The following is a 26,399-nucleotide window of genomic DNA, read 5'->3' as shown; positions in this document are numbered from 1 at the left end:
GCAAATTGACACAGCCCCGCGCCCCTGAGAGGCCTACCGGGGTTTGTCTGTGACCGTCTGGAGCGCCTGGGCCAGCGCCCGTTGCAGCGCGAACTGGCCTGCTCCCACCAAGCCCGCGTCGGCTCCCAGGCTGGCGCGCTCGATCACCAGGTGTTCCGTGACCAACGGGTGGCAGCCTTCGTAGAGTTGGCTGCGGACGGCCGCGACGAAGGGCTCCAGGGTGGAGAGAATGCCGCCCAGGTACACGGCGTCCGGGTTGAAGAAGTTGACGTTGGCTGCGAGGACTTGGCCGAGGTAGCGGCCGGCCTGGCGGACGGCTCGGGTCGCCTCGGGGTGGGAGTCGGTGGCCAGGCGTACGACGTCCTCGGTGGACGTCACGTCCAGGCCGTGGCCGCGCAGGATGCGGACCAGGGCGGCGCCCGAGGCGACGGTTTCGAGGCAGCCCGTGTTGCCGCAGGAGCAGGGGATGTCGTGGGCGGCCTCGACGCGGACGTGGGTGATCTCGCCCGCCGCGCCGGTGCCGCCGCGGTAGAGGCGGCCGTCGGCGATGACGCCGGCGCCGATCGCGGTGCCCGTCTTGACCATGATCGACTGTCGGCGCTCTGCGGGCTGCACGGTGTGCTCGCCCACGGCCATGCAGTTGGCGTCGTTCTCGATGGCCGCCGGGACGCCGAACCGGTCCTCCAGCCAGGCCCGGACCGGGAACCGGTTCCAGCCGGGCATCCGGGACGGGAGGGTCACGACGCCGCCCGCGACGTCGACCGGGCCCGGCAGCGAGAGGCCGACCCCGCGCAGCAGCTCCGGCCCGCGCCGTTCCGCGAGGCCTTCGAGGGTGTCGGCGAGGTCCGGCAGCGCGGCCTCCGGACCGTCCGCCGTGGGGAAGGGCACCGTCGACACGTCGGTGAGGCCGCCGCCGGGGAGTACGACCCCCACGTGCGCGTGCTTGCCGCCGAGCTCGGCCGCGACCGCGAAGCCGTCGCTGCCGCCCAGCCGCAGCACCTTGCGCGGCCGGCCGCCGGTGGAGGAGCGCGTGCCGTGCTCGGCGACCAGACCCAGGGACACCAGCTGGCTCACCGCGAGGGAGATCGTCGAGGGCGCGGCGCCCAGCAGTTCGGCGAGGTCGGTGCGGGTGGCGGCCTGCCCGGAGGCGAGGAGTTCGAGGACGTGCTCGGCCAGCGAGGAGACGCCCGAGGTGCTCTTCCGGCGATGGGCACTTTTTTCAGCCATGAAGGAAGTTACTTCCGGATCGGCGGTCGGGGCGACGAGCGTAAGTCACCCGAATGCCCTGTGCGCTTTTTTCAGAACGGCAGTAACAGGCTTTTTACAGCGGCACGCCTGTTTCTTCGCCCACAGGGGTCGTTGACTGTCCTCACTCCCGCCTCCGCCCCTCTTTTTCCGAGGAGAACCATGTCCCCTGTCCGCAAGAGACTCCTCGCCGGTGCCTCCCTGACCACGGCCTCGCTGCTGCTCGCGGGCTGTTCCGGGTCGAGCGGTACGTCGTCCTCCGGGTCACGCGACACGATCAACTACGCGCTGCCCGCGAACTTCACCCCGAACTGGATCCTCCCGATCGGCACCGCGGCCCACCTCAACACCAACAACATCTCCATCGCGAACGCGCTGTGGGAGCCGCTGATCGCCTACGACGGCTCGACCGGGACCATGGGCTGGAACAAGAAGGGCTCGGTGGCGACCGCGGCGGACTTCGCGGCCGACAACAAGAGCGTCACGATCACCCTCGGCGAGCGGCAGTGGAGCGACGGGAAGCCGATCACCTCCGCCGACGTGAAGTTCTGGTTCGACCTCATCAAGGCGAACAAGTCGCAGTGGGCGGGCTACAACCCGGGCAAGGCGCCGGACAACTGGACGTCCTTCAAGACCGTCGACGCCCGCCACTTCACGATCACCTTCGACAAGGCCTACAACCCGCAGTGGATGCTGGCCAACGAGCTGAGTTCCATCAACCCGCTCCCCCAGCACGTGTGGGACAAGGCCGGGGACACCAAGAAGGACTGGACGTACCTCAACAGCGCGGCGAAGAACATCAACGGGTACGCCACCGACGCCCTCTGGAAGACGGTCAGCGGCCCGTACACCGTGAAGTCCTTCTCCACGGCAGGCAAGGTCGTCCTGGCCGCCAACACCAAGTACGACGGCGGCGAGAAGGCCGGCATCCCCACCGTGAACCTCCTCCCGTTCACGACGGCCGACGCCGAGAAGAACGCGCTGCGCTCCGGGACCGTCGACTACGGCTACATCGAGGCGACCGACCTCGACCAGAAGGACAGCTTCACCGCGCGGGGCTACACCGTGAAGCCGTGGTCGGGCTGGGCGATCACCTACATGCCGTACAACTTCAACAACCCTTCCATGGGTGCCGTGTTCAGGCAGCTCTACGCCCGGCAGGCCGTGCAGCGGTCGATCGACCAGAGCACTCTGGCGAAGGTCATCTTCAACGGGACGGCGGTGCCCGGCTACGGGCCGGTCCCGCAGGCGCAGACCTCGTCGTTCCTGTCGGCCACACAGAAGAGCGACCCGTATCCGTTCTCGACCTCGGCCGCCAAGTCGCTGCTCACCGGCCATGGTTGGAGCGAGCAGGGCGGGGTCATGACCTGCACCAGCCCGGGCACCGGCGCCGCTCAGTGCGGTGCGGGGGTCGCCAAGGGGACCAAGTTCCAGATGCAGGTGCTGTCGCAGTCCGGTTCGACGGTGACCGACAACATGATGAGCGCGATCCAGTCCTCGCTCGCGAAGACCGGCATCAAGTTCTCCATCAAGACCGCACCGGTCAACTCCGTGCTGTCGCAGACCCCGCAGTGCACGGCCTCGCAGTCGATCTGCAAGTGGCAGCTGTCCTACTTCGGTACGGCCGGCAGCTGGTACTTCCCGGCCTTCCCGACCGGTGACTCGCTCTTCCAGACCAAGGGCGGCGCGAACTTCGGCAATTACTCCAACGCCGACGTCGACAAGCTCATCTCCGCGTCCACGACGTCGAGTTCGACGCAGGCGGTCCAGGACTACAGCGCGGCCCTCGCCAAGGACCTGCCGGTGATCTGGCTGCCGGAGCCCGACTACCAGATCTCCGTCGTCAAGAACGGCCTCGGCGGCTTCTCGCAGGACCCGCTCGCCAACTTCCACCCGGCACAGTGGAAGTGGACCAGCTGAGGCATGGACACCCTCCTGTATCTGACCCGGCGGATCGCCCAGGCACTGGTCGTCATCCTCATCGTGACGGTCGTGGTCTTCGGGCTGCTGCACGCGCTGCCCGGGGGTCCCGCACGCGGGATCCTCGGGCCGCAGGCCACGCCCCAGCAGATCACGCTCTTCAACCACGACCAGGGGCTCGACCGGCCACTGCCCGTGCAGTACCTGTACTACCTGCGGCAGTTGCTGCACGGGGACCTCGGCACGTCGTACACCCTCAACGAGGCGGTGTCCCAGCTCATCGAGCAACGGCTCCCGAAGACACTGGTGTTGACCGTGCTGTCGGCGGTCGTCGGGCTGCTGCTCGCCCTTCCGCTGGGCATGTGGCAGGCCGTGCGGCGGAACAAGCCGGCCGACTATGTCATCACCACGTTGAGTTTCGTGGCGTACTCGACTCCCGTGTATTTCCTGGGACTTGTGCTGGTGATGGTCTTCACGCAGGTCGTGCGGTGGTTTCCTTCGCAGGCGCCGCAGGGGGACACGGTTGCTCAAGTCTTCGCTGATCCGGTGGCGTTGGTGCTGCCTGTGGTTACCGGGGCGGCTTCGATGGTCGCCGTGTTCAGTCGGTACATGCGGGCTGCGACCTTGGAGAACCTGTCCGAGGACTACGTCCGGACTGCTCGGGCGGGGGGTTCTCGGCAGCGGGCGATTCTCTTCAGGCATGTGTTCCGGAACTCGTTGACTCCGGTGATCGCGATGCTCGGGTACTACGTGCCGGTGCTGTTCGGGGGTGCGTTGGTTGTCGAGCAGCTCTTCAACTACCCCGGGATGGGGCTGCTGTTCTGGAGTGCGGCTCAGTCGTCCGACTATCCGGTGTTGCTGGGGTGTGTGTTGGTGATCTCTGTGGCGACTGTGGTGGGGACACTGCTCGCCGATGTCGTGCAGCGGGTTGTGGATCCTCGCGTTAAGGGGGGTCTGGCGTGAGTGTTCAGAGTGCGGGTCGGTGGGGGCTGGTCGCGCAGTTCCCCGCGCCCCTAAAAGCGCGCTTCGCGCGCAATAAGCTCGCGGTCGCCGGACTCCTAGTGGTGATCCTCTTCTTCCTGTTCTGCTTCCTCGGCCCCCTCCTCTACTCCACCGACCAGACCCATACCGATCTGACTCAGGTCAACCTCTCGCCCAGCGGGGCCCATTGGCTCGGTACCGATGCCGTCGGGCATGACGAGCTCGGACGGCTCATGTACGGCGGGAAGGTGTCGTTGCTCGTCGGGCTTGCCGCCGGGGTGCTCGCCACCGTCATCGGGACGCTCTGGGGGTCGATCGCGGGGTATGCCGGTGGGTGGGTCGACGCCGTCATGATGCGGGTCGTGGATGCCGGGATCGCGATCCCCGCGCTGTTCATCCTGTTGGTCGTGTCCGCCATCACCACGCCTGGCGTGCCGGGGCTGATCGTCATCCTCGGGCTGGTGTCCTGGCTCGTGCCCTCGCGGCTCGTGCGGGCGGAGACGTTGACCTTGAAGCGGCGGGACTATGTGCTGACCCTGCGGGCCATCGGCGGTAGCCACGGGCGGGCCATCGCACGGCACATCCTGCCCAACTCGGTGTCGACGATCGTCGTCGCGGCCACCTTCCAGGTCGCCGACGCGATTCTGCTCGTGGCCTATGTGTCCTATCTGGGGCTGGGCGTCCAGCCGCCGGCGACCGACTGGGGCGGCATGCTCTCGGCCGGGCTGACGGCCGCCTACTCGGGGCGCTGGTGGCTGATCGTGCCGCCGGGGCTCGCGATCATCCTCGTCGTGTGCGCGTTCAACGCGATCGGTGACGGACTGCGGGACGCCTTCGACGTAAAGGGACGCGGATGAACAACATCCTGGAGATGGAGAACCTGGGCGTCACCTTCTCGACGGAGAGCGGTGATGTGCCCGCCGTGCGTGGCGTTTCGTTGCGGGTGGCGCCCGGCGAGACGCTGGCCCTGGTGGGTGAGTCCGGGTCGGGGAAGTCGACCGTGGCGCTCGCCGCCCTCGGGCTGCTGCCGGGCAACGCCCGTGCGTCCGGGGGTGTTTCGGTCGGCGGTACGGATGTGGTCGGCGCCGGTGAGGCCGAACTCGCGCGGCTGCGTGGGCGTACGGCCTCGATGGTGTTCCAGGAGCCGGCCACCGCGCTCGATCCGCTGACCCGAATCGGCAGGCAGATAGCGGAAGTTGTGCGGAATCATCGGGACGTGTCGCGGCAGGAGGCGGCTGCCGAAGCCGTCGAGCTGCTGCGCAGGGTCGGCATTCCCGACCCCGAGCGGCGGGCCTCCGCGTTTCCGTTCCAGTTGTCCGGTGGGCAGCGGCAGCGGGTCGTCATCGCCATGGCCATCGCCAACTCGCCCGGGCTGCTCGTCGCGGACGAGCCGACCACCGCGCTCGATGTCACCGTGCAGGCCGAGATCCTCGATCTGCTGCGGGCGTTGGCCGTCGACTCGGGGACGGGCGTGCTGCTGGTCACGCACAACATGGGGGTCGTCGCCGACTTCGCCGACCGGGTCGCCGTGATGCTGGAGGGGGAGATCGTGGAGACGGGGACGGTGGAGGACGTGCTGTTGCGGCCCACGCACGAGTACACGCGACGGTTGCTGGAGGCGGTGCCCCGGCTGACGGTGAGCGAGCCGGTGGGTGTCGTGCACGAGGAGAGCGAAGGGGCGCCCGTCGTCGAACTCCGGGGTGTGGGTGTGCGGTTCGGGCGGGGGCCGCGTGCCGTGCGGGCGCTGGACGACGTGTCGCTGACCGTGCGGGCCGGGGAGACCGTGGGGCTCGTGGGTGAGTCCGGGTCCGGGAAGTCGACCGCCGCGCGGGTGGCACTGGGGTTGGTCGCCCCGGAGTCCGGGGACGTCTCGCTCTTCGGGGCCGATCTGCGCAAGGCACGGGGGCGGGCGCGGCGGACCCTGCTGGCCGGGGTCGGTGTGGTGCTGCAGGATCCGGTGGCCTCGCTGGACGCGCGGATGAGTGTCGGGGAGTGCGTCGCCGAGCCGTTGCGGGTGCACCGGAGTGGCATGGGCGCCGCCGAGCGGCGCGAGCGGGTTGCCGAGGTGCTCGAACTGGTGCGGTTGCCAAGGGAGTTGGCGCGGCGTGGACCGCGTGAGCTGTCCGGCGGGCAGCGGCAGCGGGTGAGTCTCGCACGGGCGCTGGTGCTCGCACCGCGGCTGCTGGTCGCGGACGAGCCGACGAGCGCACTGGACGTCAGTGTGCAGCGGACCGTGCTCGAGGTGATCGCCGAGTTGCAGTCGGAGCTCGGGTTCGCGTGTCTCTTCGTGTCGCACGACCTGGCCGTGGTGCAGCAGTTCGCGGGGCGGGTTGTCGTGATGCGGGGCGGGCGCGTCGAGGAGCAGGGGCCGACCATGAGCACCCTGCTGCACCCGGAGACCGCGTACACGCGCCGCCTCATCGCCGCCGTGCCCATACCCGATCCGGTGCTCCAACGGGAGCGCAGAGAACGCCGGGTGGCGTCGGGGACGGAGGCCGGCGCGTGAGCGAGGCCCGCCAGGTGGTCGCCGGTGTCGACATCGGCGGGACCACCACTCAGGTCGTGCTGTGCACCGACCGGCTCGACGTCCTGGACCGGGTGGAGGTGCCGACCCCGGCGAGCGAGGGCGGCGCGGCGATGGTCGGCGCCGCGCTCGCCGCGCTACGGCTGCTGCTGGACCGTACGCCCGCCCGGCTGCTCGGGGTCGGGGTCGGCGCGGCCGGGCTGGTGGACGTACGGGCCGGGCGGATCCTCGTGGCGAGCGACTCGTTCCGCGACTGGGCCGGGTTCGAGGTGACGGCGACTGTCCAACAGGCCCTGGACGTACCGGCGTTCCTCGACAACGACGTCAACGCGTTTCTGCGCGGGGAGGTCGCCAAGGGTGCCGTCGTGGATGAGGAGAACGTGCTGGGGATGACGCTCGGCACCGGGGTGGGTGGCGCACTGTGGCTGAATGGCGCCCTTTACGACGGGCCGCGCGGGGCCGCGGGCGAGATCGGTCATGTGCCGGGGTTCGGCGAGCTGCCGTGCACGTGTGGTGGGCGGGGGCATCTGGAGACGTTGGCTTCGGGGCGGTCGATCGCGGCGCGGTACGGGGAGCGGACGGGGGTGGACCGTACCGCCCGCGCGGTCGCCGAGGCGGCTCTCGGCGGTGACCCTGACGCGGTCGCCGTGTACCGGGAGGCGGGCCGGGGTGTGGCCCGTGCGCTGCTGATCACGGCGGGGCTGCTGGACGTCACGACCTGTGTGATCGGCGGGGGTGTCGGCCGGTCGTGGGCGCTGCTCGGGTCGGCCGTGCGGGAGACGCTGGCGCTGGAGCCGCCGGTGAGCGGTCACCCGGTGCGGGTGCTGCCGGCCCGGCTGGGCGGTGACGCGGTGGCGGTCGGGGCGGCGGCCCGGGCGCGGACGGAGCTGCCGATCCACACAGGAGGTCCTCAGTAAGCGCCTACGTGAACGGCGAGAACCGGCCAAGCACGACCGTGTGATTGACGCGCACGCGCCCCATCTCTACCTTCTGATCGACTTACCGAACCTCGTTCGGAATGTCGAACGATGAATCAATGGGCCGCTCGTATCCCCCTGGAGAACACATGGCCGTCCCTCCTCTCCCCCACCCCTCCCGCCGCCTCTTCCTCGGCATGGCCGCGACCGTCCCCCTCGCGGCCACCGGTGCGCTCACACTCGGCGCCGGCAGCGCGCGGGCGGCGACCAACTCGGCTTATGTCATGTGCTACTTCACCGAGTCGCCGACGTTCCTGGGCGCCAACTACGGCCTGCACCTGGCCGTCAGCCTCGACGGTCTGCAGTGGACCCCGCTGAACCAGAACGCGCCCGTCGCCACCCCGACCGCGGGCTCGCTCGGTCTGCGCGACCCCTTCATCCTGCGCAAGCAGGACGGCACGTTCGTGGTCCTCGCGACGGACCTCAACGGCACCGACTGGTCGTACGTCAGCCAGTACATCCATGTCTGGGACTCCACCGATCTGCGCACCTTCACCGGGTACCGGCGGATGAAGGTGCACAGCCTGGACACCCACGCGTGGGCGCCGGAGTCGTTCTGGGACGCGGGGCGCGGGCAGTACGGGGTGATCTACTCGGCGGTCAACGACAGCGGCCACAACGTCATCATGGTCAACTACACGAGCGACTTCGTGACCGCCGGGGATCCGCAGGTGTTCTTCGACCCCGGTTACGACGTCATCGACGGCGATCTCGCCCTGGGCGTGAACGGGGTCAACTACCTCTACTTCAAGAAGAATTCGACGCTGGTCGGCGCGAAGTCCACGTCACTGGACCCGGGCAGCTTCACCGAGTTCAGCACCGCGGTCTCGCACAACGGCACCGAGGCCCCGACCTTGGTCAAGTCCCTTGCGTCCAGCTCCACTTGGTACCTCTGGGGCGACACCTGGGACCCCAACGGCGTCTTCTACGCCTGGCAGACCAGCAGCCTGGCCGCAGGCAACTGGACGGCCGTCGACCAGAAGCTCTACACGCAGCCGCTCAACTCCAAGCACTGCGGCATCCAGCCGATCACCGCGGCCGAGTACAACAACCTCGTGGCGAAGTGGGGCACGCCCGCCTGGAACCGGCTCAAGTCCTACAACTATCCGGCGCGTTACGTCCGGCACTCCAACTACGTCGGGCGGATCGACGAGTACGCCTTCGACCCGTACACCGACTCGCAGTGGACGCTGGTGCCGGGCCTCGCGGACGGCGCGGGAGTGTCCTTCCAGTCGGTCAACTACCCGACCCGGTATCTGCGGCACTACAACTACGCGCTCCAGCTCGACGTGAACGACGGCACGTCGACGTTCGCCGGGGACGCCACGTTCTACCGGACGGCCGGCCTCGCCGACTCCACGTGGGCGTCCTTCCGGTCGTACAACAACCCGACCCGCTACATCCGGCACTCCAACTACGTGCTGCGCATCGACCCGATCTCGACGGCTACCGATCAGCAGGACGCGACCTTCTACGTCGGGTACTGAGCACGACGCGGGTGCCTCCCGGAGAACGGAGGCACCCGCGTCGGCGGCGGAACGGGTCAGCTCAGGCCGGCCGTCTTCAGCCAGGCCTTCGCGACGTCCAGCGGGTCCTTGTTCTGCGACCCGACCTGGGTGTCGAGGTCCAGCAGGGTCGCCGTGTCGAGCTTCGCGGAGACCGCGTTGAGGGCGGCCACACCGGCGGCGGAGAGGCCGCTCTTGTAGACCAGGGGCTGCACGTTCTCGAAGCCGAAGAGCCGCTTCGGGTCCTGGAGCGTGACGTGCTTCTCCTTGGTGATGGTCGGGTCCGTGCTGAAGAGGTCCGCCGCCTGCACGGTGTTCTTCTTCAGCGCGGCGGCCGTCAGCGGGCCGCCCGCGTCCAGCGCCTTGAAGGACTTGAACTCCAGGCCGTAGACGGACTTCAGGCCCACCAGGCCCTGCTGCCGGGTCTGGAACTCCGGCGAGGCGCCGATGACCAGGTCCTTGGCTATGGACTTGAGGTCGCCGATGCTGGACTCGGACGTGAGATTGTACTTCTTCGCGGTCTCCGCGTTGAGGGTGACCGTGTCCTTGTCCTCGGCGGCGGCCGGGTCCAGCAGCGTCAGCTTGGAGTCCAGCTTGGCGTTGATCGCGGCCGTGGTCGCGGCGAGGGTCGCCGGGGCGGCCTTCGGGTCGAGGTAGGCCAGCAGGGCGCCGTTGTACTCGGGCAGCACCGTGATGGAGCCGTTCTTGAGCAGGCCGTACGTCGTCTCGCGGCTGCCGATGTTCGGCTTGTAAGTGACCTTGACGCCCTTGGCCTTGAGGGCCTCGCCGTAGATGTCGGCGATCAGGATGCTCTCGGCGAAGTTGTTCGAGCCGACGACGACCGTGTCACCACTGGCCTTGCCGCCCGAGAGAGGGTTGTCGGACTTGCTGTCGGAGGACGAACCACATCCCGTGACAAGCGCAGCCGTGGCGGCGAGGGCGATGGCCGCCGCGCCGGGGTACCTAGTGCTGGACCAGCTGTTCTTCGCTTTAGAAGTCACAATTCCCGTTCCGGGGTTGGATGTTGGCACAGGCGTGCAGGCATGGCTGTGGCGTCCACGCGCGAGGCGTGAATGCCGCACTCCGCTGATCCAATCCAGCCGGTTCTTGGTCAGTCAAGAGAACTCTGGTCACCGATTGGCCTCAATGAGTGCCCAGTTGTGAAGGCAACGTAAACAGACGGGTCACGAACACGGGCGCTTTGTAATTGATTCTTGACGTAGGGCGACGCACTTGATCGTTCAAAGAGGCGGTAGTCTCCCCGGAGTTGGCGTTCGGTCACAGCGGTGTGCGGGGGCCGCTTCGATCAAAAACAGTCACGTGTATCGCTGCGCGTACCGTGACAACACCCCACGAAGGAGGCCTGGTGTCCATACGGGGCTTCGCAGACCGTTGGCCCTTCAGGCGCAAGCTCAATCTGCTCGTCGGCGTGCCGCTCGCGGTGGTCGCGGTGCTGCTGACGTATCTCATCACCGATGAGATCGGGCAGTCGACGGACGCGAGCGACGCCGCCCAGCTGGTGCGGGACAGCGGCCAGGTCGCCGAGCTGGTGAACCTCGTGGAGGCGGAGCACCAGCAGGCCATCCTGCTCTCCGTCCGCTTCGAGGCCACCAACGACGGCGGCACGCCCTCGCAGAGCGCCTATCGCAAGGCACAGCAGGCCGTGGACCAGCAGGTCGAGAAGGTGCGCGACGCCTTCGGCGACCGGCTGCCGGCCGGCGAGGCCCAGGCGCTCAGGGAGATCAACGGCCTGCAGACGCTGCGCAACACGGTCGCGCAGAGCTATCTCCCCGCCGACAACATCGACCCGGCGTACACCAGCGCCTCGGACGGTCTGATCGACGGGCTCGACCTGGAGCACAACGCGAACCTCGCCACCACCTTCACCGGCAACCTGCTGGACTCCGTGCTGCGGGCCGATGCCGCCCACAGCTCGTTCGAGACCAGCGTGTTCTCGGCGACGACCGGTGACAGCAACGCGCTCATCGAGTTCACAAACGCGGTCGGCTCCTACGACCTGTACACCTACCAGGCCTCGCGCTTCGCCCGGTTCGCCACCGAGGCCCAGGCCGACCAGCTGTCCGGCATCGAGCACACCACCCCGCAGCGGGAGATCGCCGAGGCCTACGCCGAGCTGCAGATCGACCCCAGCGGGCTGCAGGCCGAGTCGCCCGGCGCGGTCCGCAAGGCCTTCGCGGACGCCATGAGCGACTACCCCTCCTACCCGCAGCAGGCCGAGGCCCGGCTGAAGATCACCAACTCGCTGATCGGCCAGATCGCCACCCGCGCCGACGACGCCTCGAGTTCCGCCTCCTGGCGCGCCGGACTGCTGTTGAGCCTCTCGCTGCTCGGCTTCGTGCTGTGGCTCGCCTTCGTGGTGATCGTGCGCCGCTCGGTGGTCCGCCCGGTGCAGGCCCTGACCGGTGCCGCCAAGCAGGTCGCCGAGGTCGCGGGCCGTGAGCTCGCCCGCGTGGCCGACGACGACGCGGAGGACGACGGCCCGCCGATGCTGCGGGACATGCCGGTCACCGCGAAGGACGAGATCGGTGACCTCGCCGAGGCCTTCAACCATGTGCAGACCACGGCCGCCGCGCTGCTGGCCCGCCAGGTCGTCAGCCGCCGCAACGTCGCCGAGATGTTCGGCAACGTCGGCCGCCGCGTCAGCAACCTGACGACCCGTCAACTCGCGCTGATCGACGCGGTGGAGCGCGGCGAGACCGACCCGGCGCTCCTCGAACGCCTCTACTCCATCGACCACATCGCCGTACGCCTGCGCCGCAACGCGGACAGTCTGATGCTGCTCGCCGGCATCCGCGAGACCGTGCTGGACGGCGGACCCACCGAACTCACCAACGTCGTACGGGCCGCGCTCGGCCAGATCGAGGGCTTCCAGCGGGTGGGTCTGCGGGCCGACACCGAGATCATGGTGGAGCCCGACATCATCGGCGACCTCACGCTGATGGTGGCCGAACTCCTCGAGAACGCGGTCTCGTTCTCCCCCGCGGGCAGCCCCGTCGAGGTGGTCGTCCGCACCGACGGCGACGACGCGCTGATCGTCGTGGCCGACCACGGGCTCGGGATGAGCGCCGACCGCATCGCCGAGGAGAACGCCCGGCTGATCCGCCGTGAGCGCCTCGACCTGGTGCCGACGAAGGTGCTCGGCCTGTTCGTGGTCGGTACGCTGGCCCGCCGCTGGGACATCGACGTCACGCTGGCCCGCACCCCGGGCGGCGGTGTGACGGCCGAGGTGACCATCCCGGCGACGCTGCTGCTGCGCATGAGCGCGCTGGCCTCCGGCGGTTCGGCGGAAGGTCACGCGGGGCCGGACAAGGCGCTCGCGCCCGCCGGGTCCGGGGCCGTCGACTCCGGGGAGGAGCAACGCCGTCCGGCTCCCTCCTGGGCCGCCTCGGACTCCGGACCGCGTCCGTCGATCACCCTGAGCAGACCCGAGCCGGCCGTGTCCGAGCATGTGCGTGCCGAGGACGAGCCCGCCCCGCTCCCGCGCCGGGTCTCCCGGTACGAGACGGTGACGGCGGCCGCCGCGGCTCCCCCGCCCGTCACCCACCACGCCCCGGCGGACGAGTCCGCCGCCCTCGACACCGCCCCCGGAGGCTCCCGCCCCCTGCGCCGGCGGGTCAAGGGCGCCACCCTTCGTACGGGCGCCGACGACGCCGCCCAGCAAGCCGCCAGGCAGGCCCCCCGGCCCGCCGACGCGGACGCCGTCCGCTCGGCCCTCGAGGAGTTCGAGGCAGCCGTGGAGCAGGCCAACCGGGACAGCGACACCCTCTCGGGCCTGCGCCTCGCGGACGCGCACCACCCGCACGACCGGAACAATCTCCCGAAAGGAGCGGAGCAGTGAGTACGTCGACAGGTGAAACTCCCAGGGGAGGCACCACGCCGGCCGAACTGCAGGCAGCCGCGGCCGATTTCAACTGGCTGCTCAACCGTTTCGCGACGGAGACCGCGGGTGTCGTCGACGCCATCGCGGTGTCCTCCGACGGCCTGCTGATCGCCGTGGCGGAACTGCGCGAGCACGCCCACTCGGAGCGGCTCGGGGCCATCGTCTCCGGCATCACCAGCCTGGCCGCGGGCGCCTCCGGCAACTACGGTCTCGGCGGCCTGAACAAGGTCATCATCGACCTGGAGGGCGGCCACGTCCTCGTCTCCGCGATCGGCAGCGGCGCCGTCCTCGGCGTCGTCACCGACAAGGAGGCCAAGCTCGGCAACATCGCCTACGAGATGACGCTGTTCGCCAACCGTGCCGGTTCCGCGCTCAACCCGCAGCTGGTGCTCCAGCTGAAGAACAGCGTCGGCGCCGCTTCGGCTCGGTGACCGGTCCCCGACCGGTCGAGAGAGGAACAGCCACTCATGCCCGACGGCCGCACTCCGAGCGGTGCCGGCGCGGACGGGGACACGCCCCCGGGTCGCGATCCGGTGCGCGCGCCCTCCGCCGTACGGCCGTTCCTGGTGACCGCCGGCCGGGTGGCGGGCGCGGGCGCGGCCGACTCCGGGCGGCCGATCCCGGTCGAGACCCAGGTGGTGGCGACGGCCGCCGGGCTCGACGTGCTCGACCGGCTCTCCTTCGAGCAGCACGACATCGTCGCCGCCTGCCGGCAGCCGCAGTCCCTCGCGGAGATCGCGGCCCGGCTGCGGCTGCACCTGAACGTGGTGCGGGTTCTCGCCGAGGACCTGCGGGCCGCCGGACAGCTGACGGTGCATGTGCCGAACACCGACATCACCCATGACGCAACCGTCCTGCGAAGGGTCATCGATGGCCTCCGCGCCATCCCCAACTCCCGGGGAGTACTCCGTGACACCGACTGAACCGGTCGCCCGCGGTGCGGCTGCGCAGACCGTCGTACGACCGCCGCTCCCGGTCAAGATGGTCGTCGCGGGCGGCTTCGGCGTGGGCAAGACCACCACCGTCGGCGCGATCTCCGAGATCGAGCCGCTGACCACCGAGGCCGCGATCACCGAGGTCGCGGCGGGCGTGGACGACCTGTCCCACACCCCGCGCAAGACCACCACGACGGTGGCGATGGACTTCGGCTGCATCACCATCGACCCGACCCTGAAGCTGTATCTGTTCGGTACGCCCGGGCAGGACCGGTTCGGCTTCATGTGGGACGACATCGTGGAGGGCGCGGTCGGCGGTCTCGTCATCGTCGACACCCGCCGCCTCGACGACTGCTACGCGGCCGTCGACTACTTCGAGCACAAGCAGATCCCGTTCGCGGTCGCTCTGAACGCCTTCGACGGCAAGATCGAGCACTCCCTCGACGAGGTCCGCTGGGCGCTCGACGTCAACGAGCGGGTCCCGGTGATCGCCTTCGACGCGCGGGAGCGCGGCTCGGTGCGGGACGCACTGCTGGTCGTACTGGAGCTGGCGCTCGCGCGCACGGAGGGCTGAGAAGACAGAGAGAAGGGGGGAGGGCTCAGGCCCTCCCCCCTTCTCTTGTGCTCAGTTGCTCCGGCGCACCCCCGGCGACACCGCGAGCCGTGCGATGCCCCAGAAGACTCCCAGCGTCACCAGGGCCATCCCGGCGACCAGGGTGGCGCCGCCGACGACCTTCTCGTAGTTCTTCTGGTAGAGGCCGTCGATGATGTACCGGCCGAGGCCGCCGAGGCTGACGTAGGCCGCGATGGTGGCGGTGGAGACGATCTGGATGGCGGCCGAGCGCAGGCCGCTGAGGATCAGCGGGAGCGCGACCGGCAGTTCCACCTGGAAGAGGATGTTCGTCTCGTTCATGCCCATGCCGCGGGCGGCGTCGACCGGGGACGGGTCGACGGAGCGCATCGCCTCGTACGTGGTGACCAGGATCGGCGGTACGGCGAGGACGACCAGCGGGATCATCACCGGGACCAGGCCGAAGCCGATCAGCACGAACATCAGCACCAGCAGACCGAAGCTGGGCAGCGCGCGGGCGGCGGTGGCGATCAGCGAGAGCGTGTTGCCGCCGCGTCCGGTGTGGCCCGTCAGCAGTCCGACGGGGAGGCCGATGGCGGCGGCGATGGCGAGCGCGATCAGCGAGTACCGGATGTGCTCGACGAGACGGGTGGGGATGCCGTCGTAGCCGTGCCAGTGGGCGCTGTCGCTGAAGAACAGGTTGATGTAGTGGAGTACGTTCACCGGGCTGCGTCCTCCGTTACGGGTTCGGCCGGTGCTGGCCGGGCCTTGCGGGTGCCGCGCGGCATCCAGGGCGTGAGGAGCAGTCGTACGCCGACCAGGACGGCGTCCACGACGATGGCGAGGACGGCGGTGGTGATCACGGAGAGCCAGATCAGCCGCGGCTGGTGGTAGATCTGGCCGTCGTTGAGCAGGTTGCCCAGCGCGCCCTGGTTGCCGATCAGCATGCCGACGCTGACGAGGGAGATGCTGGACACGGTCGCCACCCGCAGGCCCGCGATGATCGCGGGCACGGCGATCGGCAACTGCACCTGGAGGTACCGGCGCACGGGCCCGAGGCCCATCGCGGTGGCCGCGTCCAGGGTCTCCTGCGGTACCGAGCGGACGCCGTCGACGATCGCCGGGACGAACACCACGAGGCTGTAGACGCCGAGCGGGATCATCACGGTGGTCTCGGTCTGGCCGGTGTAGTCGATGAGGACGACGAAGAAGGCCAGCGAGGGGATCGCGTAGAGCACGGTCGTCACCCACAGCACCGGCGGGTACAACCAGCGCAGCCGCACGCAGAGTTGGGCGATGGGCAGCGCGACCACGAGGCCGACGAGGACCGGGATCACGGCCTCGCGCAGATGCAGCCCGATCAGGCCGAGGTAGCTGTTCTGGAGGTCGCTGGGGATGCGGAACCAGTCGTTCATCCGACGGCCTTCGTGTCCGGCCGCACCGCCGCGTGCGCACTGCGGATCGCCTCGCCCACGGCCTGCTGCGACACGACGCCCACGACCCGGCCGGTGTCGTCCACGCCGACCGCCCAGCCGGTGGGCGACAGCACGGAGCCGTCGAGCGCGGCGCGCAGCGAGTCCTTGCCGGCCGCGAACGGGCGGCCGTACGCGAGGAGTCGAGCGGTGTCGATGCTTCCGGCGGTGAGCGCGGCGGGCTCGCTCCAGCCGAGCGGCCGGCCGTCCAGGTCGGTGACGAGGAGGTACGGCACACCGGGCGTGGTGCGTTCGGCGATCTGCTCGGCGGTGGAGTCGACGGCGACGATCGGGGAGGTCTTGAGGTCGAGGCCCGCGGAGGAGAAGAAGGACAGGCGGCGGATGCCGCGGTCGGCGCCGAGGAAGTCCTCGACGAAGGCGTCCGCCGGGTCGGACAACAGCTCGGCGGGCGGGGCGAACTGGGCCAGCTTGCCGCCGGTGCGCAGCACCGCGACCATCGTGCCGAGCTTGATCGCCTCGTCGATGTCATGGGTGACGAAGACGATCGTCTTGCCCAACTCCTCCTGGAGACGCAGGAGTTCGTCCTGAAGCCCCTTGCGGACCACGGGGTCGACGGCGGAGAACGGCTCATCCATGAGGAGGACCGGCGGGTCGGCTGCGAGGGCGCGGGCGACGCCGACGCGCTGCTGCTGGCCGCCGGAGAGCTGGTACGGGTACCGCTTGGCGAGGGAGGCGTCGAGGCCCACCCGCTCCATGAGTTCGGTGGCCCGCGCCCTGGCCTTCTCCTTGCCCCAGCCGAGCATGCGGGGCACGGTGGCGATGTTGTCGACGATCGTGCGGTGCTGGAAGAGTCCGGCGTTCTGGATGACGTAACCCATGGACCGGCGCAGGGTGTTGACCGGCTGCTTGGTGATGTCCGCGCCGTCCAGGGAGATCGTGCCCTCGCTGAGGTCGACCATCCGGTTGATCATGCGCAGGGTCGTCGTCTTGCCACAGCCCGAGGGGCCGACGAGGACGGTGATCGAGCGGTCCGGTATGTCCAAGGACAACCGGTCGACCGCCACCGTGCCGTCCGGGTACCGCTTGGTGACTGAATCTATCCGTATCAAAGCGCCGAATACCCTTCGGATGTGGCAGAAACTGCCCGTTCCTGGCCGCTGTCTCAGGCCGTTGAGGGGAGAGTCTAGACGGCTTGTGTTGCGGGAACCTGGCGGGCACCTGAGGGGTTTTGGGTGCCGCTTCCTGGGGGTTCGACGCGGATCGACTGTGCCCTTCCTGTGAGTCCGCTGATTCTCATCGGCCGTTCAGCGAAGGCACAGCAACGCCCTAGACAGCGCCCGGATCGTCACCGTCATGAACGAACAGAACGCGGGAGGCGCCCGGCAGCGGTCGGTCGAGATCGTGGTGCCGGTCTACAACGAGGCGCACGTCCTCGCCGGCAGTGTCGGCCGTCTCCACGCATACCTCGAATCGTCCTTCCCGTTCCCGTTCACGATCACCGTGGCGGACAACGCGAGCACCGACGCCACCTGGCAGGCGGCGCTCGACCTGACCCAGCGGCTGCCGCACGTGCACGCCGTGCACCTCGACGCCAAGGGCCGGGGCCGCGCGCTCAAGCACGTGTGGAGCCGCTCCGAGGCGGACGTGGTCGCGTACATGGACGTCGACCTGTCCACCGGCCTCGAAGGCTTCCTCCCCCTGGTCGCGCCGCTCCTTTCCGGCCACAGCGACGTGGCGATCGGCAGCCGGCTGCACCGGCAGTCGGCCGTCCAGCGCGGCGCCAAGCGGGAGTTCATCTCCCGCTCCTACAACCTCCTCCTGAAGGCAGGCCTCGCGGCCCGCTTCTCCGACGCGCAGTGCGGCTTCAAGGCCGTCCGCACCGAGGTGTTCCGGGCGCTCGCCCCGCACATCGAGGACACCGCCTGGTTCTTCGACACCGAACTCCTCGTCCTCGCCCAGCGCAACAAACTCCGTATCCACGAGGTCCCGGTCGACTGGATCGACGACCCCGACAGCCGCGTCGACATCGTCCGTACCGCCCTCGACGACCTCAAGGGCATGCGCCGCATGTTCAAGCAGACGATCACCGGCCGCGCCCGCATCGCCGCCGTACCCCACCGCACCCGCACCACCACCCCTGTCCTGCCCGCTGGGGCGCCCGCCACTTCCGCGGAACACCTGGAGTACGCGTCATGACGACCCTCGCCCCGCCTCCCGGCCAGGAGACCGCCCGCCGCTCGCACCGCGCGGGACCGCCCGCCGACGGCGGCCTCAACTCCCGTGCCAGAAGGCTCTTCACGGGCCCGGAGGACGACCCGCGCTGGGCCCGCCCGGCCCTCTGGGCGATCCTGCTCCTGGCCACCGCGCTCTACGCCTGGAACCTGACCTCGATCACCGGCAACACCTTCTACGACGCGGCCGTCTACAGCGGCACCAAGAGCTGGAAGGCGTTCTTCTTCGGCGCGCTGGACTCCGGCAGCTTCATCACGGTCGACAAACCGCCGTTCGCCCTGTGGGTGATGGGCCTCTCCGCCCGCGTATTCGGTTACGGCACCTGGCAGTTGATGCTCCCGATGGTCGCGGCGGGCACCGGCTCGGTCGCCATCCTGTACCGCAGCATCAAGCGGGACTTCGGCGCGGTAGCGGGCACCATCTCGGCGCTCGTTCTCGCCCTCACCCCGATCACGGTCGCCATCACCCGTGACACCAACCCGGACCCGATCCTCGTCCTGCTGATGATGCTCGGTGCGGTGGCCCTCCTGAAGGCCGTCCGCAACGGGAAGCTGATGCCGCTGGTGTGGTCGGCGGTCGCGATCGGCTTCGCGTTCAACACCAAGATGATGCAGGCGTACGTCGTCCTGCCCGCGTTCTTCCTCGTCTACCTCTGGGCCACCAACGTCTCCCTCGGCAAGCGCATCCGCAACCTCGCCGTCGCCACCGTCGCGCTGGTCGTCTCCAGCGCCTGGTGGATGGTGATCGTCGACCTGATCCCGGCCTCCTCCCGCCCCTACATCGGCGGTTCCACCGACAACACGGTGTGGGACCTGGTCATCGGCTACAACGGCTTCGGGCGCATCTTCGGCGCCAGCTCCTCGGTCGGCTCGCAGGGCAACGGGGCCTCGTTCGGCGGCAGTTCGGGCCTGTACCGGATGTTCAACGAGATCATGGGCGGCCAGATCTCCTGGCTGATCCCCTTCGCGGCGATCGCGCTCGTCGCCGGTCTGGTGCTGCGTGGCCGCGCTCCCCGCACCGACGCCAAGCGGGCGGCGCTCATGCTCTGGGGCGGCTGGTTCGTCCTCCACTTCCTGACCTTCTCGCTCGCCGAGGGCACCTTCCACCCGTACTACGTCACCGCCATGGCGCCCGGTATCGCGGCTCTGGCCGGTGCGGGCGGGGTGCTGCTGTACCGCGCCTTCCGTGAGGGCGCCGCGGCGAAGTGGGCCTGGGTGCTGCCGGTCGCGATCGCGGCCAGCACGGTGTGGGCGGTCGTCCTGCTCCAGCGGGTCTCCGGCTCCGGCACGGTCTACACGGTCGCGGAGATCGTGGTCGCGGTGGCGGGCATCGCCTCCGTACTCGGCCTGCTGGTCGGCCGGTTCACCCGGCGCCACCGCCTGATGGGCTTCGCGGCCCTGGCGGCGATCGTCGCTCTCCTCGCCGGCCCCGCGGCCTACTCGGTCTCGGCGGCGACCTCCTCGACCAACGGCACCAACCCGACGGCCGGTCCCAGCACGGGTGGCGGTATGGGCGGCGGCGGTGGCGGTATGGGCGGCGCGCCGAGCGGCGCCAAGTCCGGTACGAAGCCCAGCGGTTCGGCCCCGTCCGGCACCCGGCCCTCGGGCAGCGGTTCGGCGCCTTCGTCCTCGTCGTCCTCCTCGTCGAGCTCCTCCACCTCCTCGGAGTCCGGTTCCGAGTCCGGTGCGCAGCAGGCCGGCGGCGGCGGTATGGGCGGCGACACGCAGGTCTCGTCCGCGATGATCACGTACCTCAAGAAGCACCAGGACGGCGCCACTTGGCTGCTGGCGGTGTCCACCGACCAGACGGCGTCCTCGATCATCCTGGAGTCGGGGCAGCCGGTGATCTCCATGGGCGGCTGGTCCGGCAGCGACAACGCGATGACGCTCGCCAAGCTCAAGAGCCTGGTCAAGTCGGGCAAGCTCCACTACATCATGGTCAGCAGCACCGGCGGCCAGGGCACCAACTCCGAGATCACGACCTGGGTCAAGGCACACGGCACGGCGGTCTCCGCCTACAGCGGCCTGTACCGCCTGGACGCGTCCGACGTCAGCTGATCCACTCCCTGAACCACATTTCCCGACAGGAAGGGCCGCCGGTAACCCCGGCGGCCCTTCCGCTTGCCGTAGGTGCTGCGGTCGTATCCCTACGCCGCCACCGTCGCGACCGGGAATCCCGGTGTACGGCGGACCCGGCGCTCCGCGTCGACCGCGAAGATCTCGCAGCCGGGCCGGGCGGCGGCCCAGTCGACGCCCTCCGGGCCCATCGCGAAGGCCGCGGTGGCCGTGGCGTCGGCCTCGGTGAGGGAGTCCGCGACGACCGAGAGGCTGAGGAGTCCGGTCGCGGGGCGGCCGGTGCGGCCGTCGACGATGTGGTCGCCGCGTTCGTAGCGCGCGGAGGTGGCCACCGCCCCGTCGGTCAACTCCAGGACCGTGCACAGCTGGTCGGCGTGCTCGGGGTGCCGTACGCCGACCCGCCAGGGACCGCCGGACACGACGACGTCACCGCCGGCGTTGAGGATGAAGCGCCGGGCGCCGGCGGCGGTGAGCAGTTCCGCCGCCCGCTGCACCGACCAGCCCTTGACGACCGCGCAGGGGTCGAGGGGCCGGCCGGGCAGCCGGACGTCGAAGGCGCCTCCGGTCGCGAGCCGGTACTGCTCGCAGAGGTCGAGGACCTCGGTCAAGTCCGCGCTGAGCTGCGGGAGTCGGAGCTCGCCCCGGTCGTAGCGGCAGACCTCGCTGTCCGGGCGGAACGGGCTGAAGCGGGCGTCGACCTCGCGCAGCCAGGCGAACAGCGCGTCCGCGGTCTCGTCCAGGCGGGAACCGCCGCCCTCGTCGTCGATCCGCAACGACACCGGGAACCCCATCACATGCTCGACGCGGTTCATTTCAGGCGCCCTTGGCGTCGATGGCGGCCTGGAGCGACTGGACGTAGGCGTCGCTGGTGATCGTGGCGCCGGAGACCGTGTCGATCTTCGAGCTCTGCGCCTTGAGGGTCTCCTCGATCAGTACCGGGACGGCCGCGGTGGTCTGCGGGTGGTCCGGCTGCTGGAGCATGCTGACGGCGCTGATCTTGTCGCCCTCGAAGGTGACCTGCACCTGCACGGTGCCCTTGTCGGTGTTGATCGCGGTGCCCTGGACGACCTTCTTCGACGACGTGGAGGGCGTCGACGAGGACGAGCCCGAGGACGACGAGGTCGCCGACGGAGTCGGAGTGGGGGCGACTGCCTCGGTGGTCGTGGTGGTCGTCGTCCCGATGGACGGCTCGTAGCGCCACACGGGGATCAGCCCCGCGACGGACAGCACCAGGACAGGTATGACTCGCTTCACGATATGTCTCTCATCCCGCCAGGCTGAAGCGTTCGAAGTGGATCTGCTGCTTGGGCACGCCCATGTCGCCGAGGGTGCGGAGCACCGCGTTCATCATCGGCGGGGGGCCGCAGAGGAAGACGTCGCGGTCGGCGATGTCCGGTACCAGGCGGGCGAGTTCGCGCGGAGCCAGCTTGTCGGGGACGGGCGGGCCGGTGAGCAGGTGGAGTTCGGCGCCCTTGGCCCGGGCCAGCTCGGCCAGCTCGCCGTAGAGGACGGCGTCGCGTTCGGCGGAGACGCGGTAGATGACGACCGCGTGGCCCTCCAGGTCCTCCAGCAGGGCGCGGATCGGGGTGACGCCGACGCCGCCCGCGATGAGCAGGGACTCGGTCTTCCTGCGGTGCAGGGTGGTGAAGGCGCCGTAGGGGCCCTCGGCGAAGACGCGGGTGCCGACCTTGAGGTGGCGCAGGGCGGCCGTGCCGTCGCCGGCGGTCTTGGCGGTGAGACGGAGGCCGGTGCCGTCGGGGGCGGCCGAGAGGGAGAAGGGGTTGGCCTGCCACCAGCGGTCCTTGGTGAGGAAGCGCCAGAGGAAGAACTGGCCGGCCTGGGCGGGGAGGCGGTCGAGGTCGCGGCCGGTGATGTAGATGGAGACCACGTTGTCGGACTCGGGGACGACCGCCGAGACCCGGAACTGGTGGCGGAGGTTGCGCCACAGGGGCAGGACCAGGCGGCCGAGGGCGACCGAGCCGAGGGCCACGCCCCAGACGGTGTACCAGTACGTCGTTGCGGCGGACGACGCGGTGAACGTCGTACCGACCGCGACCTGGTGGGTGAAGGCGAGGACCACCGCTACGTAGGTGTAGAGGTGGATGAAGTGCCAGGTCTCGTAGGCGAGGCGACGGCGGGCGTAGCGGGCGGAGGTCGCGCCGATGACGAGGATCAGGGCGAAGGCGACGAGCGCGCGCAGGATGCCCTCGGTGGTCTCGGCCAGGTCGACGACCTCGCCGACCGGGCCGGTGTCGGTGCCCTCCGCGTAGCCGAAGGCGATGAAGACGAGGTGCCCGAGCAGCGTCCAGAGCAGCGCGAAGCCGGTCCAGCGGTGCCAGGAGGTCATCCGGTCCATGCCGATCCGGCGGTCGAGCCAGGGCAGGCGGGCGACGAGCAGCAGCTGGAAGGCCATCACGAGCGCGCCGTAGAGGCCGAGGAGGCGGCCGATGACGATCAGCGAGTTGGAGGCGAATCCGGCCTGGGCGAAGAAGACGGTCACCACGGCGACGTTCGCGGCCAGCACGGCGTACAGGCCGGTGCGGGCCACCACCCTGGGGCGTATCGCCGTGGGGGGCGCAGGGGGTGATTGGACGGTCGTCACGGACGGCAGCTCCTTGATCGGGTCCTGGGAGACGAGCTTGACCTCGGGGCGCTGTCGTTTTCCTGTCGAACAACTTTCAAGTACTTATCGATGTGGGTGCGGCGGTGCCGCGGGTCTGGCGCCGATCGGCGCGTGAAGCACTATGAGCAGGTGGAAAAAGTACGACTCCTCGTCGTGGACGACGACCCGCCGATCGCCGACCTTGTCGCGACGGTCGCCCGGTACGAGGGCTGGGAGGCCGCGTGCGCGTACTCCGGTGAGGAGGCGCTGACCGTCGCCGCCGAGTTCCAGCCGGACATCGTGGTGCTCGACCTGATGCTGCCCGGCCTGGACGGCTTCGGTGTGCTGGACCGGCTGCGGCACTCCGGGACGATGGTGCCCGTGGTGTTCCTCACGGCGCGGGACGCGGTCGCCGACCGGGTCGCGGGGCTGACCCGGGGCGGTGACGACTACCTGGTCAAGCCGTTCGCGGTGGAGGAGCTGATGGCCCGGCTGCGGACGGTGCTGCGGCGCAGCGCCGGGCCCGGTTTCCCGCGCTCGGTGCTGCGGGTCGCGGACCTGACGATGGACGAGGACACCCGGGAGGTGCGGCGCGGGGACACTCTCCTCACGCTCACCCCGACCGAGTACGAGGTGCTGCGCTATCTGATGCGCAAGTCGCCGACCGTGCTCACCAAGGCGCAGATCCTCGACCATGTGTGGGAGTACGGCTTCGGCGGCCGCTCCAACGTGGTGGAACTGGTGGTCAGCCGGCTGCGCCGGAAGCTCGACGAGGGGCACGATCCGCTGATCCACACCGTGCGCGGCTTCGGCTATGTGATCCGGCAGGCCGCCGAGTGATCGCGCGGCTGCGGCGGACGTACCGGCGGCTGCGGCTCGGCACCCGGCTGGCGCTGGGGCTCGGGGCGCTGGCCCTGGTGGCGTTCGCCGTCGTCGGCACGGCCCTGACGACGTACATGCGGGACTATCTGTCGGCCCAGCTCGACGACCAGCTCGGGCTGGCCCAGAGCGCCCAGTCCAAGTCGATCGTGGCCAACGGCACCCTCCAGGGCAAGAAGTACTACCGCTGGTACTACGCCGTGTACGACGTCACGGACGGCACTCCGGTGCTCCGCAAGCCCGAGGAGAGCTCGGACCTCCCGTCGGACATCGGCGACCTCACCGCCGTGGCCCGCGCGCAGATCGCCAAGGGCACCGAGGTCCTGCGCACCAGCGACCTCAGCGGCGAGGGCGAGTACCGGCTGCGCGGCTGCGAGGTCGAGCCGGGTGTGGTGCTGGTCAGTGGCGCGCCGATGGACGCGATCGACGACACGGTACGACAGCTGGTGATCATCCAGGTGGTCGCCTTCGGTCTCGCGCTGCTGGCGCTGGTGGTGCTCGGCCGCAGGCTGCTGCGGCGCGGGCTGCAGCCGCTGAGCGACATGGCGCACACCGCGCACGGCATCGCCTCGCACGATCTGACCGACTCGGCGGCCCGGCTGCCGCTGCGGGCGGAGAACCGCGACGGCGGGCCCGAGGTGGAGGAGCTGCGCACCGCGTTCAACACGATGCTGGAGCACATCGACGACTCGCTCGCGGTGCGCGCGGAGGCGGAGCAGCGGCTGCGCCGCTTCGTCGCGGACGCCTCGCACGAGCTGCGGACCCCGCTGATGTCGGTGCGCGGCTACGCGGACCTGTTCCAGTACGCGGCGGCGAACGTGCCCGAGGAGCGCGACAAGCACCTGGCCCGGCTGCGCGCCGAGGCCGCCCGCATGGGCATCCTCCTCGACGACCTCCTCCTGCTGGCCCGCCTCGACGCGGCGGACGTGGAGACGCCGATACGGCTGCAGGACGCGGAGTTGGTGGAGCTGGTGGCGCAGGCGGCGGACGCGTTCCGTGCCGGGCATCCGGACCGTCCGCTGACGGTGGCGGTTCCGCAGGCCCCGGTCCCGCTGCGCGTCGACCCGGTCCGGATCCGCCAGGTGCTGGACAACCTCCTCACCAACGCGGCCGTGCACACCCCGCCCGGCACCGAGGTGTCGGTGACGGTCTCGGTCGGCGCGGCTACGGCGTCGGTGCGCATCGCCGACGCGGGCCCCGGCATCCCCGAGGCCGACCGCGACCAGGTCTTCGACCGCTTCTACCGCGTCGACAAGGCCCGCAGCCGCGACCGCGGCGGCAGCGGCCTCGGCCTCGCGGTGGCCCGCTCGCTGGCACAGGCCCACGGCGGCACGGTCGAACTGACGACGGAGCCGGGGGCGACGGTGTTCACCGTGACGATTCCACTCGGAGGCGGATCGGCCTGGACCTAGGGCCTGTCCGGCGGATCATGCCGCAGACGCGGGGTCTGGCACGCCCACCTGCGGCGTTGTCGTCGGTCGCCGACGTCCCCCAGCCTTCGGCCGGGAGGTGCCCCCACCGCGTCGGCTCCCTCCTCCGCCTTGCAGTCGGACGCACCAGACCCCGCTCACCCGCGCTGATCAGGCGCCGTCACTTTCCTGCGACCTGATCCGCCGGACAGGCCCTAGGCTCGGCGCACCCCATGTGACTACCATGGGTAACGTGGCGTCACTTGAGGCTCAGAACCATCAACTGGCTCTGTTTGTTCGGCAGTTGCCGCGCCGCGCAGTGGCGAAAGCGCTGTCACATACCGCGCCACACATTGTCGTAGGCCGCGTCCTCGACGCTCTTCCGCTGCCGCACCGCCTCCAGTTCCGTCACCGCGTCGTGGACGGCGGCGAGGACGGTGTCCAGAGCCTCGTCGGTGACCTTCGCGGAGTCCTCGTCCGGCACCTCGCGGATGCCGACGGCCGCGGCGAGCTGGGCGAGGACGGGTTCGCCCGTGGCCCAGCGGTCCGCCGCCCGGCTGCGGGCCGGGGAGTCGACCAGGGCCGCCCTGCCGCTGCGGACCAGGTTCCAGCGACCGCGCTGCCGGGCGATCAGGCCCTCCTTCTCCAGCGCGGCGAGATAGGCCGAGACCAGACCCCGCCCCCGCCGCCACAGCCAGTCCTCGACCGACTCGTACGGCGTCTCCCGTACGAGGGCTGCCGCCGCCTCGTCCAACAGGCCGTCCGGCAGGGGAACTTGGAGGTTCGGCACGATCAGTTCGCCGTCGAGCGCGACGGCTTCGGCGGCGAGAAGGTCGACCACCTCCGCTCCCGCGAGCGCGAGCGAAAGCTCACCCGACTCGACGGGGCGGTCGGGGGCGACATCCATGGCGACGATCAGCAGGTCCCGGGGTGTGCTCATGGGTGCCAACCTAGCGCGACCCGTGCGAGGAGGCATCGACACCCAACGTTTACATAATTCCGTTCCGCAGTCGGTCATGTTTCGGGACCATGAGCCTCGGATGAATACCGGGGGCTTTTGGACCGCTTGCGCCACTGCGGTCCGAGTGGCGTGCCCTCTGAAGGAAATTGGCGGGGTTTCCGGTCGTTTGGGGGCTCGTTCGCGCTGGCCGGATCATTTCCCTGCACCTGGCGCTTACCTTTCCGTTGTTGACCGCCGAGTAACAGTGAC

23 protein-coding genes are annotated in these 26,399 nt (G+C 69.8%); 14 read left to right on the top strand and 9 right to left on the bottom strand.

The genetic code is table 11. The features are described 5' to 3' along the window. Nucleotides 1-33: 33 nt before the first annotated feature. Nucleotides 34-1,227 (bottom strand): ROK family transcriptional regulator, encoded by a 1,194-nt coding sequence (locus SSP08S_RS30380; protein ID WP_019071422.1) that lies wholly within the window; start codon nt 1,225-1,227, stop codon nt 34-36. 180 nt (nt 1,228-1,407) lie between these two features. On the opposite strand from SSP08S_RS30380, the gene SSP08S_RS30375 reads away from it, so the two are divergent. The 6 genes from SSP08S_RS30375 (at nt 1,408) to SSP08S_RS30350 (ending at nt 9,134) form a co-directional block, all read left to right on the top strand. Further along, nucleotides 1,408-3,165 carry a peptide ABC transporter substrate-binding protein gene (locus tag SSP08S_RS30375; protein ID WP_019071421.1) on the top strand — a complete coding sequence of 586 codons (1,758 nt, stop codon included), beginning with the start codon at nt 1,408-1,410 and terminating at the stop codon, nt 3,163-3,165. Between the two features lie 3 nt (nt 3,166-3,168). Next, a complete protein-coding gene (locus SSP08S_RS30370) occupies nt 3,169-4,128 on the top strand; it encodes an ABC transporter permease (RefSeq protein ID WP_019071420.1) in 960 nt (319 codons plus the stop codon). Between the two features lie 26 nt (nt 4,129-4,154). Then, nucleotides 4,155-5,003, top strand: a complete 849-nt coding sequence (locus SSP08S_RS30365) for an ABC transporter permease (protein ID WP_051106010.1) — start codon at nt 4,155-4,157, stop codon at nt 5,001-5,003. Continuing rightward, on the top strand, nt 5,000-6,652 hold the full coding sequence (locus SSP08S_RS30360; protein WP_019071418.1) for a dipeptide ABC transporter ATP-binding protein: 1,653 nt from the start codon (nt 5,000-5,002) through the stop codon (nt 6,650-6,652). The genes SSP08S_RS30365 and SSP08S_RS30360 overlap by 4 nt, the downstream gene beginning before the upstream one ends. Next, nucleotides 6,649-7,587 (top strand): ROK family protein, encoded by a 939-nt coding sequence (locus SSP08S_RS30355; protein WP_019071417.1) that lies wholly within the window; start codon nt 6,649-6,651, stop codon nt 7,585-7,587. The genes SSP08S_RS30360 and SSP08S_RS30355 overlap by 4 nt, the downstream gene beginning before the upstream one ends. A 149-nt stretch (nt 7,588-7,736) precedes the next feature. Next, nucleotides 7,737-9,134, top strand: coding sequence for a glycoside hydrolase family 43 protein (locus SSP08S_RS30350; RefSeq protein WP_019071416.1), 1,398 nt, complete (start codon nt 7,737-7,739; stop codon nt 9,132-9,134). Between the two features lie 56 nt (nt 9,135-9,190). On the opposite strand, the gene SSP08S_RS30345 is transcribed toward SSP08S_RS30350, so the two are convergent. Continuing rightward, nucleotides 9,191-10,153: an ABC transporter substrate-binding protein gene (locus SSP08S_RS30345; RefSeq protein WP_019071415.1), complete on the bottom strand. Its 963-nt coding sequence runs from the start codon at nt 10,151-10,153 to the stop codon at nt 9,191-9,193. Between the two features lie 365 nt (nt 10,154-10,518). On the opposite strand from SSP08S_RS30345, the gene SSP08S_RS30340 reads away from it, so the two are divergent. From SSP08S_RS30340 to SSP08S_RS30325, 4 genes are read left to right on the top strand one after another with little or no spacing between them, the layout of a single operon-like run. Further along, nucleotides 10,519-13,011, top strand: a complete 2,493-nt coding sequence (locus SSP08S_RS30340) for a sensor histidine kinase (RefSeq protein ID WP_019071414.1) — start codon at nt 10,519-10,521, stop codon at nt 13,009-13,011. Continuing rightward, nucleotides 13,008-13,484 carry a roadblock/LC7 domain-containing protein gene (locus SSP08S_RS30335; RefSeq protein WP_019071413.1) on the top strand — a complete coding sequence of 159 codons (477 nt, stop codon included), beginning with the start codon at nt 13,008-13,010 and terminating at the stop codon, nt 13,482-13,484. The genes SSP08S_RS30340 and SSP08S_RS30335 overlap by 4 nt, the downstream gene beginning before the upstream one ends. 36 nt (nt 13,485-13,520) lie before the next feature. Further along, entirely contained in the window at nt 13,521-13,976 is a 456-nt protein-coding gene (locus SSP08S_RS30330) for a DUF742 domain-containing protein (RefSeq protein ID WP_019071412.1), read from the top strand. Continuing rightward, on the top strand, nt 13,963-14,562 hold the full coding sequence (locus tag SSP08S_RS30325) for a GTP-binding protein (protein ID WP_019071411.1): 600 nt from the start codon (nt 13,963-13,965) through the stop codon (nt 14,560-14,562). The genes SSP08S_RS30330 and SSP08S_RS30325 overlap by 14 nt, the downstream gene beginning before the upstream one ends. 51 nt (nt 14,563-14,613) lie before the next feature. On the opposite strand, the gene SSP08S_RS30320 is transcribed toward SSP08S_RS30325, so the two are convergent. Genes SSP08S_RS30320 through SSP08S_RS30310 form a run of 3 tightly spaced genes read right to left on the bottom strand, consistent with a single transcriptional unit; the run spans nt 14,614 to nt 17,101 of the window. After that, nucleotides 14,614-15,282, bottom strand: coding sequence for an ABC transporter permease (locus tag SSP08S_RS30320; protein WP_019071410.1), 669 nt, complete (start codon nt 15,280-15,282; stop codon nt 14,614-14,616). Beyond that, entirely contained in the window at nt 15,279-15,974 is a 696-nt protein-coding gene (locus tag SSP08S_RS30315; RefSeq protein ID WP_019071409.1) for an ABC transporter permease, read from the bottom strand. Before SSP08S_RS30315 ends, SSP08S_RS30320 begins: the two co-directional genes overlap by 4 nt. Next, nucleotides 15,971-17,101: an ABC transporter ATP-binding protein gene (locus SSP08S_RS30310; protein ID WP_078532558.1), complete on the bottom strand. Its 1,131-nt coding sequence runs from the start codon at nt 17,099-17,101 to the stop codon at nt 15,971-15,973. Before SSP08S_RS30310 ends, SSP08S_RS30315 begins: the two co-directional genes overlap by 4 nt. A gap of 244 nt (nt 17,102-17,345) precedes the next feature. On the opposite strand from SSP08S_RS30310, the gene SSP08S_RS30305 reads away from it, so the two are divergent. After that, a complete protein-coding gene (locus SSP08S_RS30305; RefSeq protein ID WP_019071407.1) occupies nt 17,346-18,188 on the top strand; it encodes a dolichyl-phosphate beta-glucosyltransferase in 843 nt (280 codons plus the stop codon). Beyond that, complete coding sequence (locus tag SSP08S_RS30300) at nt 18,185-20,281, top strand: ArnT family glycosyltransferase (protein ID WP_019071406.1); 2,097 nt, start codon at nt 18,185-18,187, stop codon at nt 20,279-20,281. Before SSP08S_RS30305 ends, SSP08S_RS30300 begins: the two co-directional genes overlap by 4 nt. Before the next feature lie 89 nt (nt 20,282-20,370). Here the strand turns inward: SSP08S_RS30300 and SSP08S_RS30295 are convergent, their stop codons facing one another. The 3 genes from SSP08S_RS30295 to SSP08S_RS30285 are packed head-to-tail and all read right to left on the bottom strand — an operon-like array spanning nt 20,371 to nt 22,901. Next, nucleotides 20,371-21,111: an FAD:protein FMN transferase gene (locus SSP08S_RS30295; RefSeq protein WP_026178962.1), complete on the bottom strand. Its 741-nt coding sequence runs from the start codon at nt 21,109-21,111 to the stop codon at nt 20,371-20,373. 1 nt (nt 21,112) lies between these two features. Continuing rightward, nucleotides 21,113-21,553, bottom strand: coding sequence for an FMN-binding protein (locus SSP08S_RS30290; RefSeq protein WP_026178961.1), 441 nt, complete (start codon nt 21,551-21,553; stop codon nt 21,113-21,115). A gap of 10 nt (nt 21,554-21,563) precedes the next feature. Then, entirely contained in the window at nt 21,564-22,901 is a 1,338-nt protein-coding gene (locus SSP08S_RS30285; RefSeq protein WP_026178960.1) for a ferredoxin reductase family protein, read from the bottom strand. A 150-nt stretch (nt 22,902-23,051) separates the two neighbouring features. Here SSP08S_RS30285 and SSP08S_RS30280 point away from each other — a divergent pair, with 150 nt between their 5' ends. Next, nucleotides 23,052-23,741: a response regulator transcription factor gene (locus SSP08S_RS30280; RefSeq protein ID WP_026178959.1), complete on the top strand. Its 690-nt coding sequence runs from the start codon at nt 23,052-23,054 to the stop codon at nt 23,739-23,741. Further along, complete coding sequence (locus SSP08S_RS30275; RefSeq protein ID WP_019071401.1) at nt 23,738-25,192, top strand: sensor histidine kinase; 1,455 nt, start codon at nt 23,738-23,740, stop codon at nt 25,190-25,192. The genes SSP08S_RS30280 and SSP08S_RS30275 overlap by 4 nt, the downstream gene beginning before the upstream one ends. Before the next feature lie 331 nt (nt 25,193-25,523). On the opposite strand, the gene SSP08S_RS30270 is transcribed toward SSP08S_RS30275, so the two are convergent. Further along, nucleotides 25,524-26,129, bottom strand: coding sequence for a GOLPH3/VPS74 family protein (locus SSP08S_RS30270; RefSeq protein WP_019071400.1), 606 nt, complete (start codon nt 26,127-26,129; stop codon nt 25,524-25,526). Nucleotides 26,130-26,399 lie beyond the last annotated feature (270 nt).

It is taken from the genome of Streptomyces hokutonensis, assembly GCF_000376565.1.
GTDB lineage: Bacteria > Actinomycetota > Actinomycetes > Streptomycetales > Streptomycetaceae > Streptomyces > Streptomyces hokutonensis.
This window is presented reverse-complemented; position numbering and strand designations above follow the sequence as displayed.

Excerpts from the sequence above, each read along its gene's own strand:
- SSP08S_RS30380 (WP_019071422.1), bottom strand. The coding sequence starts at position 1,227 with ATGGCTGAAAAAAGTGCCCATCGCCGGAAGAGCACCTCGGGCGTCTCC.
- SSP08S_RS30375 (WP_019071421.1), top strand. The coding sequence starts at position 1,408 with ATGTCCCCTGTCCGCAAGAGACTCCTCGCCGGTGCCTCCCTGACCACG.
- SSP08S_RS30370 (WP_019071420.1), top strand. The coding sequence starts at position 3,169 with ATGGACACCCTCCTGTATCTGACCCGGCGGATCGCCCAGGCACTGGTC.
- SSP08S_RS30360 (WP_019071418.1), top strand. The coding sequence starts at position 5,000 with ATGAACAACATCCTGGAGATGGAGAACCTGGGCGTCACCTTCTCGACG.
- SSP08S_RS30350 (WP_019071416.1), top strand. The coding sequence starts at position 7,737 with ATGGCCGTCCCTCCTCTCCCCCACCCCTCCCGCCGCCTCTTCCTCGGC.
- SSP08S_RS30330 (WP_019071412.1), top strand. The coding sequence starts at position 13,521 with ATGCCCGACGGCCGCACTCCGAGCGGTGCCGGCGCGGACGGGGACACG.
- SSP08S_RS30315 (WP_019071409.1), bottom strand. The coding sequence starts at position 15,974 with ATGAACGACTGGTTCCGCATCCCCAGCGACCTCCAGAACAGCTACCTC.
- SSP08S_RS30305 (WP_019071407.1), top strand. The coding sequence starts at position 17,346 with ATGAACGAACAGAACGCGGGAGGCGCCCGGCAGCGGTCGGTCGAGATC.
- SSP08S_RS30300 (WP_019071406.1), top strand. The coding sequence starts at position 18,185 with ATGACGACCCTCGCCCCGCCTCCCGGCCAGGAGACCGCCCGCCGCTCG.
- SSP08S_RS30295 (WP_026178962.1), bottom strand. The coding sequence starts at position 21,111 with ATGAACCGCGTCGAGCATGTGATGGGGTTCCCGGTGTCGTTGCGGATC.
- SSP08S_RS30270 (WP_019071400.1), bottom strand. The coding sequence starts at position 26,129 with ATGAGCACACCCCGGGACCTGCTGATCGTCGCCATGGATGTCGCCCCC.